Source organism: Pseudoalteromonas sp. Angola-4, from assembly GCF_028599265.1.
Lineage (GTDB): Bacteria > Pseudomonadota > Gammaproteobacteria > Enterobacterales > Alteromonadaceae > Pseudoalteromonas > Pseudoalteromonas atlantica.
This window is the reverse complement of sequence record NZ_JAQREK010000003.1, coordinates 124,759-141,859: the sequence shown is the minus strand read 5'-3', so window position 1 is coordinate 141,859 and position 17,101 is coordinate 124,759. Positions and strand designations below refer to the sequence as shown.

Genomic DNA, 17,101 nt, shown 5'->3' with positions numbered 1-17,101 from the left:
CAATACTAGACAGTATCGGACTTTAACGTTAAGCTGTAAGTCTATTATTTTATTGAATATTTATACATTATGCTTGTTGCTTTAGTTGATACGTTAAAACAATTAAGATACCAAATTGCTCATCTTGACGACGGTACTCTAAACTCAGAATACCCAGAACTTGCATCCTTTATACAGCAAGTTGGCTTGACTGTAACTGAATCAAAGGACGATCTTAAATTTTTATACCAATTTTTATATGTGTACGGCCGAAAATCTGAGGCAACATTTAATCGTTTTCGTAATGAGCTTGAACGATTTTATTTGTGGTCTTGGCTAATTGCCGAAAAATCTGTATTTAGTTTAAAGCGCGAAGACATTGAAGCGTATGTTGATTTTATGGCTGAGCCAGATAAAAAATGGGCTTCAACTTCGGTGCAATGGCGTTACAAAGATGAACAAGGTATTCGTCGATTAAATCAAAATTGGCGCCCTTTTATATTAAAAGAGTCAATCGCGAGCCAGCAAACATTAGCGGCTATGTTTACTGCGCTAAATGTATTTTATAAGTTTTCTATTTTAGAAGAAAAAACGTTTGCTAACTTTGTGCCTGTAGTGAAAAAAAATAGCCCCTATTTAGTAGTTCAATCTCAAATTCAGATCCCAGACACTTTAAGTGACATACAATGGGAATATGTATTTGGCGTAACACGCGATTTATGTGAAAAAAAACCAGAGCTTGAACGTAACCTATTTACGCTCGCGTGTTTAAAAGGGCTATATTTACGTATATCAGAATTATCAGAGCGCCCGCAGTGGTCGCCAGTTATGTCGCACTTTTGGCAAGATAATGACGGCTTTTGGTTTTTACGTATTATGGGCAAAGGTAATAAGCTGCGAGATGTTACGTTAAGTGATGATTTTGTTGAGTATTTAAAACGTTACCGATTATACAGAGGGTTACCCGCCCTACCACGCGTTGATGAATCTGAGCCATTGGTGCATAAAATTCGTGGCCAAGGTGGGATGACGGTTAGGCAAATTAGGCGTTTAGTGCAGCAAAGTTTTGATTTAGCTCAGCAATCGTTACTTGATGACGGGTTTAAAGATGATGCTGAACAACTTGAAGCAGCCACTGCCCATTGGCTTCGCCACACGGGTGCAACACATGATGCGCAAACTCGACCGCTAAAACATTTATCGGAAGATTTAGGCCATTCTAAAATTGCGACAACTGATCAAATTTACATTCAAACAAATATTAAAGAGCGAGCAAAATCAGGCGTTAAAAGGAAAATTTAATGGAATACTTAGTAATAGCATTTATTGGTTTTTTATTTTTAGTTTATTCAATTTCAATAAGGCAGTTAGAGCGCACAGAAATAACAGGCTCTATGTTTTTTGTTATTGGCGGCATGTTTTTGGCGTTTTTACTTCCTAATGAAGGCGAAAAACTAAAAACAGGAATAGATTATTTATTACCACTGATAGAGCTAACACTAAGTATATTTTTATTTTCTGATGCGGCTAAATCTAAGTTAGGTGTATTGAGGCATAGTTTTCAATACCCTAGCCTATTACTATTCGTTGCCCTACCCTTAACTTTATTGTGCGGTATTGGTGTTAGCTTATTTTTATTTGCAGAGTTGTCGTTAATTCAATCGGCACTGCTGGCAATTATACTTACACCAACCGATGCAGCTTTGAGTAAAGGGTTATTGCAAAGTACACAAGTGCCCGAAAAAATCAGGGAAGGTATAAATACCGAAAGCGGATTAAACGATGGCTTATGTGTACCCATATTTTTAATTTTTATTTTATTAGCTAAAAACCCTGACTCTGCTATTACTGCTTCACATACATTAGGTGTGTTTTCAAGAGAGCTTGGCTTAGCATTATTGATTGCTGGTTTTTCTATAGCGATATTTATTCCGGCATTAAATTTTGCAATGCAGCGCCATTACTTTGCAAAAAGCACCAGCCCATTTTTACTTTTAGGTTTTGCGATGGCGGTGTTTTCTATCACACAGTATTTTCATGGCAGCGGGTTTATAGCGGTGTTTATTGCGGGTTTGTTATTTGATAAATTTTCTAAAACTGACATTCGCGCTGAGTTAATAGAAGATTCAGAGCACATTGCTGATTTTACATCGTTAATGATTTGGTGTTTATTTGGATTTGTTTGTGCGTATTTAGTAATACCCAAATTAAATACAAATATAATTGTGTATGCCTTACTAAGCACTACATTAATTAGAATAATTCCGGTTATGTTATCGTTACAATTTACAGCACTTAATTGGAAGGAACGTTTTACTTTTGCATGGTTTGGGCCACGTGGTTTGGCATCTATTGTTTTTACTTTAATGGTAATAGACACGCAAATAGAAAATAAATACGATATTGCCACTATTGCAATGACCACTATTTTATTTAGCGTGTTTATACATGGTATAAGTACAAAGCCAATTGCAGATAGCTTCGTTAAAAAATCTAAATAGCGTTTATAAAAATTAGCGAATTTATTGCTTTGCTATCAACACGTTTTTTAGCTTTAAAATAAATCACTTAACTAAGCGAATTGGTATTAATAAAAAAGGCGTAACTTATTTTTAAGTTACACCTTTTTTATTTTTAACTTTTACTAGCTAAGTACCTGAGCGAGCAACTCTATTGGGTGCTTTGGTTTAAATTGCTCAAAACGTTTTACTTGGCTGCGACACGAAAAACCGGTAGATAAAAGTTGCTCTGGTTTATTTTTATCTACTATTGGTTTCCAACTCATTTCGTACAGTGCACGGGAATTTTCTTGGTTTTGTGCTTCATGGCCATAAGTACCGGCCATGCCACAACACCCGGTATTGGTTGTATTTAGGGTTAAACCAATATCAGTAAAAATTGTTTTCCATACACTTGCCGCTTTTGGTAAAGCGGTTGTTTCTGTACAGTGGCTTAGTAATGTAAATTCAGTATCAGTTTTTTGTTTAGCCGATAGAGATTTAAACGATTGAGTTTGTAACCATTCATGGGCAAGTTGAACATGAAACTCGCCGCGATTATTTTCTAAAATGGTATTGTATTCATCGCGATAACACATAACTAACGATGCATCTAAACCAACCAAAGGCGAATTAATATCAGCGAGTTTATTTAAAAAATCTGCGCCATTTTTTGCCGTTACTTTAAACTCATGCAAAAACCCTTTTACGTGTTGGGCTTTACCATTAGGTTTAAACGGTAATAGCATCGGCTTTTTGCCCAGCGCGGTGATAAGTGTTATAAAACTTAGCACTAACTCGGCTTCGTAAAAGCTGGTAAACGGGTCTTGCACTATTAGCACATAGTCATTTTGTTCATCACTTGAAAGTGAATTTAATAATTCAAAATTAAATTTATGTGCTTTTGCTACGCGCTTTTCAAGTGAAGGCACACTTAATTGGGGTGTATCCACATACCCTACTGTTTTTTTAATTAAACTACTTACTAAGTTTGTTTTAACAATTGGGTTGATCACGCGTGCAAATTTAGACATTACAGGCGCCGAACTTTCAATGTTTGCGACTAAATAATCTTTAAGTGGGCGCGCGTAATAACTGTGATAATAATTTAAAAAGCGTGCTTTAAAAGTAGGTACATCCACTTTTATTGGGCAAGATGTTGTACACGCTTTACACGCTAAACATTCATCCATTGACTCTTTTACTTCGTGAGAAAAATCGTAAACACCTTTATTTTTTTCACGACTATGAACAAAACGCTCCCACCAGGTAATAACTTCGCCTTTGTTAAGCTCTTTTTCTACTTCGAGCAAATCTACATTTTTTGACTCTTGAAGTCGTAACCATTCTCGCATTAATGTTGCGCGGCCTTTTGGCGAATGCCTGCGATCGCCGGTTACTTTATATGAAGGACACATGGGAGAATTTTCGTCGTAGTTAAAACAAATCCCGTTACCATTACAGGTCATTGCATTGTTAAAACTTGTTTTTACATCGATAGAAATTTGCTTATCGAAGTACGAACGTTTTTGCCCATCTACACTAACTAGTGAGTCCTCACTTTCAATGGGAGTACATATTTTCCCAGGGTTTATTCTGTTATTAGGGTCGAACGCTGTTTTTATTTTACGTAGTTGTTTAAATAAATGCTCGCCAAAAAACTCAGGGCCGTATTCACTGCGGTAACCTTTACCATGTTCTCCCCACATTAAGCCGCCGTATTTAGCGGTGAGTTTTACAACTTCGTCTGAAATTTTACGAAGCAGTTTTTCTTGTTCTGGGTCGCACATATCTAGCGCCGGGCGTACATGTAAAACACCCGCATCAACATGGCCGAACATACCGTATTGTAAATTATGGCTATCGAGTAATGCTCTAAATTCTACAATGTAGTCGGCTAAGTTTTCTGGCGGTACAGCGGTATCCTCAGCAAAGGCCAATGGCTTTTGGCTGCCTTTAACATTACCGAGTAATCCGACAGATTTTTTACGCATTGCATAAATTTTTAAAATGTCACTTTTACTGCTGGTTAATTGATAGCCAATGACACCATTGGTTTGATTTGCTACGCATTCATCTAATAATGTGCAAAGTGTGTTTACTTTGTCTTTTATATCTTCAGGTGATACTGCATTAAACTCAACCATGTTGAGTCCTTGCATATCTTTATTTGGTACATCGGTTATTAAGTCCGATACTGAATGCCAAATAATATCTTCGCGAGCCAGGTTTAATACTTTGCTATCGACTGTTTCTACCGATGTTGCACGCGCATCAACTAAAAATGGAGAGTGGCGAAGTGCCGAATCAAAACTGTCGTATTTAATATTTATCAGTGTTTTGAATTCGGCTATGGGAGTTAAGTTTAATTTAGCTTCAGTAACTATACCAAGTGAGCCTTCTGAACCGGTAATTAGCCTACTCATATCAAAAGTTTGTAAGTCATCACTTAGCACATGCTCTAGGTCGTAGCCTGTTAAAAAGCGATTTAAGCGAGGAAACTTGTCTAAAATAGCTTGGCGCTCATTTAAAGAAATCTCCAATACTGTTTTGTAAAGGCTACCGATTAATGATTCTTGCTCGGCTATTACTTTGGCTTTTTCTATGTCTATTGGTGATGTCACCATTGGGCTGCCATCGACTAAATAGGTAGTAAGTCCTAAAACATGGTCGCTGGTTTTACCGTACACTAATGAACCTTGACCTGATGCATCTGTACTGATCATTCCGCCAATGGTTGCTCGGTTACTGGTCGATAAGTCGGGTGAGAAGAAAAAGCCGTACGGTTTTAAAAAGTCGTTTAATTGATCTTTAATTACACCTGTTTGTACTCTAACCCAACCTTCTTCAACGTTAATTTCGAGTATTTCACGCATGTAGCGAGACAAATCAACCACTATTCCTGGTGTGAGTGATTGCCCATTAGTACCTGTACCACCACCACGAGGGCCAAAAGTAAGCGACAAAAATGGGTCGCGAGATGCTGTTTGCAATGCCAGTTGAATGTCTTTTTCGGTTTTAGGAAAAATAACACCTTGTGGGATTTGCTGATAAATACTGTTATCAGTAGAGGCGGTTAAACGTGTTGCATAGCTTGCATCGGTGTCTCCACTAAATCCCTGATTTTTAAGTGTACTTAAGTAGTTTGCGACAAGCTCTGTCGCTGCATCTTGCTGTGTAATTGTTGCTATCATGACGGCGATAATTTAAGGCATTTGTGTAATTATATCATGGTGATGGCTAATAGAAATTGAAGATTTTACAGTTTGTAACACTCTTTTTATCGTAATTTGAGGTTCTGTATTTATAATCAAGTTAAACCAATGTGTAGAGGTTTATATGAAAAAATTACTATTACAGATCATAGGTGTGTTGTTTATTTTGCTGGGGTTGTTTTTCTCTCTGGTGCCAGGCCCCTCCCTGATATTTTTTATGGCGGGGTTACTGTGTTTTTCGTTTTATTACCCAAAAGCCAGGCATTATTTAAAGCTTTGCCAAAAAGCCTTAACTAAATCGTGTAATTATTTAGATAAAAAATTAGCACGCTAAATTATGCCACATACAAAAATGCCAGCTTAATAGCTGGCATTTTTATTTGTTACGGATATTGATGATTACTTAGCAAGTTTGTCTGCTAGGTATAACCATGTTTCTAGTACTGTATCTGGATTTAGTGAAACAGAATCAATGCCCTGCTCTACTAACCATGCTGCAAAGTCTTCATGATCTGAAGGACCTTGACCACAAATACCTACATACTTGCCCTTTTCTTTAGCGGTTTTAATTGCCATAGAAAGTAGCTTTTTAATCGCAGGATTACGCTCATCAAATAGATGTGCGATTAGGCCTGAGTCACGGTCAAGGCCAAGTGTTAGCTGAGTTAAATCGTTAGAGCCGATAGAAAAACCATCAAACATCTCTAAAAATTCATCGGCAAGTAATGCATTTGAAGGAAGCTCACACATCATGATTACTTTTAGACCATTTTCACCACGTTTAAGGCCATGCTCTTCTAGTAATTCGATAACACGTTTACCTTCTTCAAGGGTACGTACGAATGGGATCATGATTTCAATGTTGGTCATACCCATCGTGTTTCTTACGCGTTTAATTGCTTCACACTCAAGGGCAAAACAATCACGGAAGTCTTCAGAGATATAACGTGCAGCACCACGAAAACCAATCATTGGGTTTTCTTCTTCAGGTTCGTACTGCTCACCACCTACTAAGTTTGCATATTCGTTTGATTTAAAATCAGACATACGAACAATTACACGCTCTGGTGCAAAGGCACAGCCTAGCGTTGAAATACCTTCTACTAATTTAGAGATATAAAACTCTACCGGTGATTCGTATCCGGCAATAATGTCGGTAATTTCTGCTTGTAACGCAGGTGATTGGGCATCAAAATTTAATAGCGCTTTAGGGTGAACACCAATCATGCGGTTAATTACAAATTCAACACGGGCAAGGCCAACACCTGCATGTGGTAAACGTGCAAAGTCAAACGCGCGGTCTGGATTACCTACGTTCATCATCACTTTCATTGGCAGTTCTGGCATTTTATCAACGCGCGACGTCAGTATTTCAAAATCTAAAATACCTTCGTAGATGTAACCTGTATCGCCTTCAGCACATGATACCGTTACTTCTTGGCCTGCTTTAATTAAATCGGTTGCGTTACCACAGCCAACTACCGCAGGAATACCGAGTTCACGGGCTATGATTGCTGCGTGACACGTACGCCCACCACGGTTTGTAACAATAGCCGCGGCGCGCTTCATGATAGGTTCCCAATCTGGGTCGGTCATGTCGGTAACTAAAATGTCGCCTTCTTGTACTTGGTCCATTTCTTTAATTGAATCAAGTACACGAACAACACCACTACCAATTTTATGACCAATTGCGCGGCCTTCAGCAATGACATTGCTTGTGCCATTTAATTGAAAACGCTCCATAATATTGGCATCTTCGTTTGAGCGAACGGTTTCTGGGCGCGCTTGTACTATGTACAATTTGCCATCGTTTCCGTCTTTTGCCCATTCGATGTCCATAGGACGACCGTAGTGCTTTTCGATTATTACAGCTTGTTTTGCAAGTTCTTGCACTTCTTCATCTGTAATTGAAAATTTGTTTGAAAGGCTTGGCTCTACGTCAACAATTTCTACTTGTTTGCCGTGTGCCTCATCTGTTGAGTAAATCATTTGAATGGCTTTTGAGCCAATATTACGACGTACTACTGATGGCAACCCTTTTTGTAATGTTGGTTTATGAACATAAAATTCATCAGGGTTTACTGCGCCCTGTACAACCATTTCACCTAAACCGTAGCTTGAAGTAACAAATACAACGTCTTCAAAACCAGACTCTGTATCAATACTAAACATAACGCCTGATGCTGATTTATCTGAACGTACCATACGCTGAATACCAGCAGATAGTGCAACACCACGGTGATCGTAACCTTGGTGAACACGGTACGATATGGCGCGGTCGTTAAATAAAGAAGCAAATACGTGTTTAATAGCGACCATCACTGAGTCGATACCACGAACGTTAAGGAAGGTTTCTTGTTGGCCTGCGAATGATGCATCTGGCATATCTTCAGCGGTGGCTGATGAGCGTACTGCAAATGATACATCGGCTGATGTATCGCCATGAAGTTGGCTGTATGCGTCGCGAATGGCTTGGTCTAGGTTAGGTTGGAATGGGGTATCGATAATCCATTGACGGATATCGGCACCGACTTTAGCGAGTGTATTTACATCATCAACATCAAGCGTATCTAAAATGTCGTGAATTTTTGCATTGAGTCCAGATTGCTCTAAAAACTCATTGAAAGCGTCGGCTGTAGTGGCAAAACCACCCGGAACCTGTACACCTGCGTTAGCGAGGTTTGAAATCATTTCACCCAGTGAGGCATTTTTGCCGCCAACACGAGGAACATCTTGCATACCAAGCTCTTGATACCAGAGAACGTATTCTTGCACGGGTCTTTCTCCAAAAAACAAATTGTAGTTGTAACTGTGAGAGTTAAGAAAGAAAACCTTTTATAAAGGTCACCTTCATTCTACACTGGCATTAGACCTCACGTAAACCGTGAGTAAGCCATTTTAGGGATTAAACGTAATAAAAAGGTTAACTATGAGAACTGCTTTTTATATATCAGACGGCACTGCTATTACCTCCGAAGTGTTTGGTCACGCGACTTTGTCGTTATTTCCGGTTGAATTTAATCATAAAACTATTCCTTTTGTAGAAACAGAAGAAAAAGCAAATGAAATTAAAGCGTTAATAAACGCAACTGCTGCAAAAGAAGGTGAGAAGCCATTTGTATTCTTTACCTTCGTAAATCACAACTTAAGTGAAATTATTAAATCGGCCGATGCAATCGCGTATGATTTTTTGTCTACTTACAGTGAAAAAATAGAAAAAGAGCTTAATGTTGCGCCAGTGCCAAAAATGCATCGTACCCACTCTATTCATGAAAAAAGTTATGACTTTAGAATAGATGCGGTTAACTATGCCCTTATGAATGATGATGGCGGAAATATTAAAAACTTTTCTGAAGCCGATATTATTTTAGTAGGTGTTAGCAGAAGCGGTAAAACACCAACAAGCTTGTACTTAGCCTTACAGTACGGCATTAAGGCTGCAAATTACCCAATAACTGAAGACGACTTAGAGAGTGAGGGGCTACCTAAATGTTTACTCCCTTACAAACATAAGTTATTTGGGTTAACTATTGACCCTGAGCGTTTGGCTGCAATTAGGCATCGCCGTATGGCAAATTCTAAATACGCATCAATAAGACAATGCCGAATTGAAGTACGTGAAGTTGAAATGCTTTATAAGCGACATAAAATTGCATACTTTAATTCTACCCATCATTCTGTAGAAGAAATATCTGCAAAAATCTTAATTGACAGTAACCTTGAGCGACGTAAGTACTAACCAACTAATTTACTGTTTTGCTAAAAAAAGCCGCTATATGCGGCTTTAGTTTATATTTATTACTTACGAGCGTCTTTTAATAAATCAGCTACTAAAAAGCCTACTTCTAATACTTGGTCTGCATTTAGACGCGGGTCACATTGTGTTTTGTAACGTTGCGCTAGGTCATCATCAGATAAACCGTATGCACCACCGGTACACTCTGTAACGTGCTGGCCAGTCATTTCTAAGTGGATACCACCTGCGTATGAACCTTCAGCTTTGTGTACAGCAAAAAACTGGCTAATTTCGCGCATGATATTATCGAAGCTACGCGTTTTATAGCCTGATGTCGCTTTTTCAGTGTTACCGTGCATTGGATCCGAGCTCCAAATAACTTTACGGCCTTCTTGCTGAACACGTCTTACAAGTGCTGGAAGTTTTTCCGGCAGTACGTCGGCACCCATACGTGTAATTAGCGTTAAACGACCCGGAATGTTATCTGGGTTTACTGCATCAATTAAACGAATTAGGTCATCTGGGTCCATTCCTGGGCCAACTTTAACACCAATAGGGTTTTTAATGCCTTTGAAAAACTCAATATGTGCATGGTCTAATTGACGAGTACGCTCACCAATCCACACAAAGTGCGCAGAACAGTCGTACCAGTCACCTGAAAGGTGATCGCGACGAGTTAGTGCTTCTTCATAGCCTAGCAATAACGCTTCGTGAGACGTGTATAAGTCGGTTTCTTTAAGGCTTGGCGCAATAGTAGAATTAATGCCACATACTTCCATAAATTCAAGTGCGTCTTGAATTTTGTCAGCAAGCTGTTGGAATCGCTCTTTTTGCGGATTAGCGGCTACAAAGCCCATGTTCCAGCGATTCACTTGGTGTAAATCTGCTAAGCCACCTTGTGCAAATGCACGAAGTAAGTTTAATGTAGCAGCACTGTTGTGGTATGCCTTCATTAAACGTTGTGGATCGGGAATACGTGCTTCTTCTGTAAACTCAAAGCTATTTACAATATCACCACGGTAAGATGGTAAAGATACACCGTCAATAGTTTCTAAATCTGCAGAGCGTGGTTTAGCGTATTGACCTGCCATACGTGCAATTTTAACAACTGGGCATTTACCGCCGTATGTTAAAACTACAGCCATTTGTAAAATGGTTTTAAATGTATCGCGAATATTAGCGGCATTAAAGTCGCTAAATGATTCGGCACAGTCGCCACCTTGAAGTAAAAATGCACGACCTTCACATACATCTTCTAATTGCTTAAAGAGGCTTCTTGTTTCTTCTGCAAAAACAAGTGGCGGAGCACTCTTTAACTGGCTTTCTACTGTTTTCAGTTCTTCTTGATCTGGGTACTGTGGCTGCTGCAGTATTGGCAGTTCTCTCCAGCTATTTGGGTTCCACGATTGCATGTTCTTTCCTCATTCCTACTTTACCTGATATAAAGAAATTAACGTATGCATGGCCCTAAGTTCAAGGACTATATTCACTATTTACCAACTAATTTGTTATGAGTTAAATATATATAAGGTTATTTGTGATTTTAAGGCTGTTCATGCTTAGTTTTAAGCGCGTTTTAATTTTACTATTTTTATTTAAATACAATAAGTTAAATATATGAAGGCGTTTTTTTAACCATCCCAAACCAAATTGAATTCAAAGCCTTAAAGTTAACAGTTTTATTAGGAACACATCATACTTAAAGTGGGTTAAATGTAATCTTAGCTTTACAGTGGTGATTCAATTAAATCAATCAAGTGGCTAGAATTTATCTTGAGTGTGTGGTAAGTGATTCAGGGTTATGTAAGGCTATAGTAATAAGTCCACTTTATTCTGTACAGCTGTGATCAGGTTGTTAGACGATGCCAGTACTCTAATTAGGGCTACTAAAAACAGTCTGTATGAACGACTACTTTAAATACTAAGTTTCATCTTGACAGAGCAGCCTTCCCCATCACAGGGGCCTAGCGCTGTATTACAAGTATCACTTATAAGCATTATACAATGAGTGCCCAACACTATCTAAAGTGGCGAACCAAAAAATTGATTTCTGGCCTTAAACTAAAGGCTCAATAACTATTTTACACAGAGCGATAATATATAAAAGCATAAACCGCCCTGACAATTACCTGCGTTACAACAAATTTTTAAATAAACATAAGTGTATTGATCACGCCTGGGTTCACTAATTCTTTATGTTATATGCAAATATTCAAGCACCGAATCTCACTAGCATAAGTAAACAGCATTAAAGAACACATCATACTTAATTTGATTTAATGGTAATCTTAGCTTTAATAAAATAAATTAACTTTAAAGAACCAGAGCAAAAGGTTAAACTTGATAATTAGATAAGTAAGATGTGTTCTTAAGGTGGTTATGGTTTCTAAAGTACAAATAAGAAGTCAGTTTGATTTAATGAATGAATTAACGTCGTTGTTGATTGATGAATTACGTGTCTGTGAATATTCAAAGGCTGAGTATTATCAGCTACCAGATATAAATAGTGTTGATGAAAATATAATTCCCGAGTCAATTCCTGTAAAAAAATTAACCGGCGAAATTGCTCATAGGGCAATTTTAAACTCATTTACTGATATTTATAAAAAAGAAAGTTTAAGTAGTAGAGTACTAAAGCGTCATCCTGGGCTTTTGGTTCTAAAAAATGCAGAGGTCGCAGCATTAACTAGCCGAATACAACAAGTTAATAAAGCTAAGGCTGCTTTTAAGGAGTGTGTTTTGGCTATCGATAATAACGATGCTCGATTTGAAGCTGTTCATAACGCGGTTCCAAATTTAATCACTCTTGCAGCTTATCGAAAAATTCACTTTCAAAGTGAGTCCCCTTTTTCAGTGCGATTTACTTGGATGCATAAGCATGCGACTAAAACTCTAACTAAAAAAATGGCGCTTGAAATGCTCGATAAATCCGCAGGTTATAGAAACCCAAGAATGATAGACCAACAAAAATGGCAGTCCCTTGTTGCACAAGAGCAAATGCGAGTAGCTAGTTTAGGTGAAAAAGAAAAGTTAAGAATTCGCCGCCCTACCCGAGTAAGTCCCCAAGTTAATGTTAGGTATACCGCAGAAAATAGGTATCACGTAAGTGCAGCATTGCCGTTTATTTTAATTAACCCACAGCCCGATGTTAAGTTAGGTACTTTGCCAGATTATCAAAAACCAGAGTCTCACCCGAGAAAAAAAGAGTATGACTTTTTAGTGGATAGACTTTATTTAGAACAAGTAGATAAATAATTATGTTAAAAAGGCCACATAGTGTGGCCTTTTTGGTAAGTAGTCTATTATTTTAACCGTTGTTATTTTTCGACTATTTCTTCTATTTTATCTTCATCAATTAAAACTGCGTTTTCGACAATTCGTTTACCACCTTGAATCTCAATACGCTTATTGTGCTTATTGAGCGTGAGTATCTCATCACAAAACTGATCAGAAGGATGCATTTCATAGGTGTAATCAATAATATTACCGGTTTTATCATCTTTTACATTAGTAATGCTGTATTCTGAAATAGCCCCTTTTTCAATCAAATCTTTCATTGTTGTGGTCATATCACGGCGTAATGCTTTTAATTTGTTTTCTGTGATATCGTCGGTTGAATAAATAGAGCCGTATTTTTCCATAATAGATAGCAATCTAAAATGATACGTTTTACCAGGCGCGGCATAACGCCAAAGGTGGTATAAACGCAGCATCATCCAACGCGATAAACCACGTTTTAGCTCTTGCGCACTGTTAAAGTAATACCCTTTGTATTCAAGGTTATCAATCATGTTATGAACAAATGCATTTAAACATGCAACACATTTAACGTTGCCGCCTTGGCCTTTTTTACCACTAAAATGAAGAGATGATAAAAAGTTCATGTTTGACTCATAAAAAGAGTCATCAATATCTGTATTTTTAGTATCAGTAGCCGAGTATTTAAATGAAAGTTTAGAACCTTGAAGTGCTTCAAGTGATTCTTTAATTTGTGGGTATGGCATTGATTGGCCAACCGCTTTAAGTTCTTGGGCTAATTCGTTCATCGAAAAAACCACGGCATATTGAATACCGGACTTAAAATTGATTTTTACGATTTTACCTTTCGATGCAAGGCGAATTAACGCGCGCTCAACTTTTTCTTCTCTATCCGATGGCCACACTAAATATTCTACGTCTTCGCCATCTTTACGCGTGCTTACAACGGCCGGTGTAATTTTTATTTCGCCGTCATATAAAATACCATCTACTTTTTCGGATATTTTACGCGTAATAATTGTTTTTTTAGGTGCTTCTTCCAATGGCAATTTTTTATGCCCAGAACGTACAAAACGCCCCCATAAATCATAGTGGTTAAACGTGTTTGAATAAGCACGTAACCCATGAGCGGCATTTTCGATAGAAATTCGCACATCTTTGTTATCTGTAAATAGTGCTAAACTTTCGTTATCTATTGCACTTTCCACCCCGTGTATTTGGCCCCTAAGTGTATCGGGCAAGTTATCTACCGAGATGTTGACCTTTCGGCTCATTGTTCTGATTTCCATTTTTTATTGCGACAGCTAATAACAACACATTAAGCAACAAAAGTTAAATGTTTAAGTTAGTATAAAACTGATCCGAGCATAAATAAACGTAACGGATCATTATTATACTAAGTAGGGAGTGATAAGCTTAATTTCAGATCACTATTTTACTAAGATAAGCTTCTCAAGCTAAATTTTTACTAACTCAATTTATTTTTTGTCCATTAAAAGCGCTATTTTTAAACTTTTTACACGACAAACGTTAGTAAAATAAATACCTGCTGTGGATAACAGTACTTCGAGTTAGCATAGATCTGATCTGTACTTACTACAGATCAGATCTATACCAATAAAACGCCCTGTTCTTCGTAAGCTTAAGTGTATAACTTTATAATTTACTTAGTAAAAAACTGATCTCACACAGTCATTTTGTACATAACTTATTGAGTAAGTTGTGTATAACTCTAATAATTAAATAAGGCTTAGTAAAAAGCTGATCTGCATGTAGATAAAGATCTGATCTTAACCAAGTATAAAGGTGATCTGCTTTTTTAAACATTATTTATAAATATCATATAGTTATATAGCCATTATACACCCTTAACCTTTATTACCTTATATATTTAACCACCTTTAAACTTCTTTATTTATACTAAGCAATCTTAAAGGTGTAAAAATATTTTTAAATGTCTTGTTATTAAAATGCATGTCGCCTTAAATAGTTGTTTACAGCTATTTGAATGGACATTATACTAACTGCCTAACTTTGAGGAAGAAAGTATGTCTATCAATAATAACGCGCTAAGTACTTACCGGCTTTTAAAAGCAACAGCCGAAGTTGCTGAAAAATCTTTAAAAGGACGCATACAACACTATCGCGCTCATCTTAAATCAGAAGAAAAAGAATTAAGAACTTACACCCAAAAAGCGGCAGCAGATTTATTAGGGTGTAATAATCGTACCTTAAAACGTCGTCATGACAATGGTGACTTTGATGATTTAAATATTAAGCGTGGTGCAAATGGGCACTATGCGTACACGTTAGTTAATATTTTTGCGATGGCCGATATCATGGATATTCAGCCAGATCACCGCACTGCTAACGATAAACTCCAAGTTATTGTTATTAATTCACTTAAAGGTGGCTGTGGTAAAACAACCAGTATGGTTAATATTGCTGCTGCGTTGGCGACGACTAATATCAAACGTTATCGTATTGGTATTATTGATTTAGATCCTCAAGGTTCGTCTTCTAGCTTTTTCCCTTCTAACGATCACGACCCTGTTACGGTAGGCGACTTAATGCGTGATTGTATTGATTTAGACGAAGGCGAAACCTGGCCAGAGTTTGTTTCTAGTGCTTTTGTGACTACGCATATTCCAAATATTCGTGTTTTACCCTCAGGTATGGATGACTTTTACTTTGAACACGAGACTGCAACACTTTTAAAAGACACCTCTAATTACGAACAAACACGTCATTATCATAAGCTTTTAGAAAAGGTTATTGAGCCGGTTAAAGACGAATTTGATATTATTTTAATCGATACAGCTCCTACACTTAACTTTATGTTTTATAATGCTTTAATGGCCTCTACGGCAATGCTTATCCCGGTTCATCCAGAAGCTGTAGATTTTGATGCTAACAATAAATATTTAAAGCGTTTAGGTGAGATTTATCACACAGTAGCGGCACTTGGTCATGAAGGTTGGGACTTTATGCAGTTTTTAGTGACCAATTACGTTAAGGGTAATCATTCACAGCGCGATATTGTTAAAGATGTACGTAGTGCGTTTGGCCGCCAAGTAATGAGCTACCCAATTAATCACAGCTCGGCAATTACGGCTAGTTCATCGTCTTTTAATACCATATTTGATCAAAAAGCATCGGATAGTTTAGCAAGTCGCGAGTCTTTATTACGCGCGCAAGAAAATATTAAAGATGTTGTGGACGAATTAGAAATGCTTATTCGTTCTAATTGGGAGTCAACCCAATCATCACTTAACAACACTAAGTAAGGATGTTACATAAAAATGGCTACAAAACGTAAAAACGACACCCGCTTAGATCCATTTGCAACTGCCGTAGGCAATAGCAACCTTGATGCATTACTTGAGCAAGCAAGCGCTGGTGATGTAATAAGAATGCCAGCGCCAAGCGACCCTACACGCGAAATAACCTTAGTGTGTAAAGTTATTGCTCATGCAGATATTGAATCTAGCACCACGGTTTACGGTAAAAATCGCCGTGTACAAGCGCTATTAAACGAAAAGTCGGTTTCTGATATTTTACCTGCAATCAGTGAAGATGGACGTAATCAACACCCTGCTTTACTTTGGGATCAGGGAAATACTAACTTAGTACTTGCCGGTTCACGTCGTCGAAAGGCATGTATTTTAGGTAATGCCGATTATTTAGTTTTAAGCTCTCCAGATTTTACCGATCAAGACGCTAAAATTTTAGCTGTATCTTCAGATCAGTACATAGCCCCAAGCCTTTGGGAGCTAGGGCAAGCTTATCAACAAACTAAAAACGATCTTATTGAGCAAGGTAAAAAAGGCTCTTATCGCGAAATTGCCGCTATTGAAGGTGTATCGCACACCGCAATAGCAGATGCCATTAAAGCGTACGAGCAAATTCCCGCTGATGTAATTTCACTTTACCCCACGGCTAATCACGTAGGCAGAGAAGTCGCTAAAAAGCTTGTTAGTGCAAAGGAGCGCGACGAGCAGGCGTTTAATGCCCTAGTTAGCGAATTACATACAGACGATGAGATTAACGCCATTACAAGCGACGACAAACGCGCTATGGCAATTACTAAACGTTTAACTACCGAGCCTAGCGTGGTTGCTAAACGTGAAGCTGTATTTGAAAACAACTTTATAAACGTACAACGCAATTTAAAAAGTGGTGACGTATCTATTAAAATAGATAATAAAGTGTTGACTGACAAACGCTTAGAACAACTTACTAAGCTGTTAAGCGCGTTTAATTAGCCCGTATTACTTAGTAAAATAGTGATCTTAAAAGCCTGTTAGGTTAGTTAAATTCTGATCTGATGGGCTTTTTACTTAGTAAAATCCTGATCTTTTTTGCTATTTATAACCCATAAATCCCTCATTTTTGCTCTAAAGATCACATTTTTA

11 protein-coding genes are annotated in these 17,101 nt (G+C 37.7%); 7 read left to right on the top strand and 4 right to left on the bottom strand.

The window, feature by feature from the left end; genetic code table 11:
• The first annotated feature begins 69 nt into the window (after window positions 1–69).
• Both PSH48_RS05375 and PSH48_RS05370 read left to right on the top strand, forming a co-directional pair.
• The gene (locus tag PSH48_RS05375; protein WP_054981980.1) at window positions 70–1,281 is read left to right on the top strand and encodes a tyrosine-type recombinase/integrase; all 1,212 of its coding nucleotides are present in this window, start codon (window positions 70–72) and stop codon (window positions 1,279–1,281) included.
• A complete protein-coding gene (locus tag PSH48_RS05370) occupies window positions 1,281–2,480 on the top strand; it encodes a cation:proton antiporter (protein WP_273611063.1) in 1,200 nt (399 codons plus the stop codon). The genes PSH48_RS05375 and PSH48_RS05370 overlap by 1 nt, the downstream gene beginning before the upstream one ends.
• A gap of 143 nt (window positions 2,481–2,623) precedes the next feature.
• Here the strand turns inward: PSH48_RS05370 and ydiJ are convergent, their stop codons facing one another.
• A complete protein-coding gene (gene ydiJ, locus PSH48_RS05365) occupies window positions 2,624–5,671 on the bottom strand; it encodes a D-2-hydroxyglutarate dehydrogenase YdiJ (RefSeq protein WP_273611062.1) in 3,048 nt (1,015 codons plus the stop codon).
• A gap of 145 nt (window positions 5,672–5,816) precedes the next feature.
• Here ydiJ and PSH48_RS05360 point away from each other — a divergent pair, with 145 nt between their 5' ends.
• A complete protein-coding gene (locus PSH48_RS05360; protein ID WP_104644158.1) occupies window positions 5,817–6,026 on the top strand; it encodes a PGPGW domain-containing protein in 210 nt (69 codons plus the stop codon).
• A gap of 65 nt (window positions 6,027–6,091) precedes the next feature.
• On the opposite strand, the gene ppsA is transcribed toward PSH48_RS05360, so the two are convergent.
• Complete coding sequence (gene ppsA / locus PSH48_RS05355; protein WP_054981983.1) at window positions 6,092–8,467, bottom strand: phosphoenolpyruvate synthase; 2,376 nt, start codon at window positions 8,465–8,467, stop codon at window positions 6,092–6,094.
• A gap of 154 nt (window positions 8,468–8,621) precedes the next feature.
• Between ppsA and ppsR the strand changes: the two genes are divergently transcribed.
• On the top strand, window positions 8,622–9,431 hold the full coding sequence (ppsR, locus tag PSH48_RS05350) for a posphoenolpyruvate synthetase regulatory kinase/phosphorylase PpsR (protein WP_004586305.1): 810 nt from the start codon (window positions 8,622–8,624) through the stop codon (window positions 9,429–9,431).
• 59 nt (window positions 9,432–9,490) lie between these two features.
• Here the strand turns inward: ppsR and PSH48_RS05345 are convergent, their stop codons facing one another.
• Complete coding sequence (locus tag PSH48_RS05345) at window positions 9,491–10,840, bottom strand: class II 3-deoxy-7-phosphoheptulonate synthase (protein WP_024032363.1); 1,350 nt, start codon at window positions 10,838–10,840, stop codon at window positions 9,491–9,493.
• A 967-nt stretch (window positions 10,841–11,807) separates the two neighbouring features.
• Between PSH48_RS05345 and PSH48_RS05340 the strand changes: the two genes are divergently transcribed.
• Window positions 11,808–12,683 carry a DNA replication terminus site-binding protein gene (locus tag PSH48_RS05340; protein ID WP_273605126.1) on the top strand — a complete coding sequence of 292 codons (876 nt, stop codon included), beginning with the start codon at window positions 11,808–11,810 and terminating at the stop codon, window positions 12,681–12,683.
• A gap of 62 nt (window positions 12,684–12,745) precedes the next feature.
• On the opposite strand, the gene PSH48_RS05335 is transcribed toward PSH48_RS05340, so the two are convergent.
• Window positions 12,746–13,960, bottom strand: a complete 1,215-nt coding sequence (locus tag PSH48_RS05335) for a hypothetical protein (protein ID WP_004586302.1) — start codon at window positions 13,958–13,960, stop codon at window positions 12,746–12,748.
• Between the two features lie 774 nt (window positions 13,961–14,734).
• On the opposite strand from PSH48_RS05335, the gene PSH48_RS05330 reads away from it, so the two are divergent.
• Window positions 14,735–15,973 carry an AAA family ATPase gene (locus tag PSH48_RS05330; protein ID WP_004586301.1) on the top strand — a complete coding sequence of 413 codons (1,239 nt, stop codon included), beginning with the start codon at window positions 14,735–14,737 and terminating at the stop codon, window positions 15,971–15,973.
• A gap of 15 nt (window positions 15,974–15,988) precedes the next feature.
• Entirely contained in the window at window positions 15,989–16,951 is a 963-nt protein-coding gene (locus PSH48_RS05325) for a transcriptional regulator (protein ID WP_273611061.1), read from the top strand.
• Window positions 16,952–17,101: the final 150 nt, after the last annotated feature.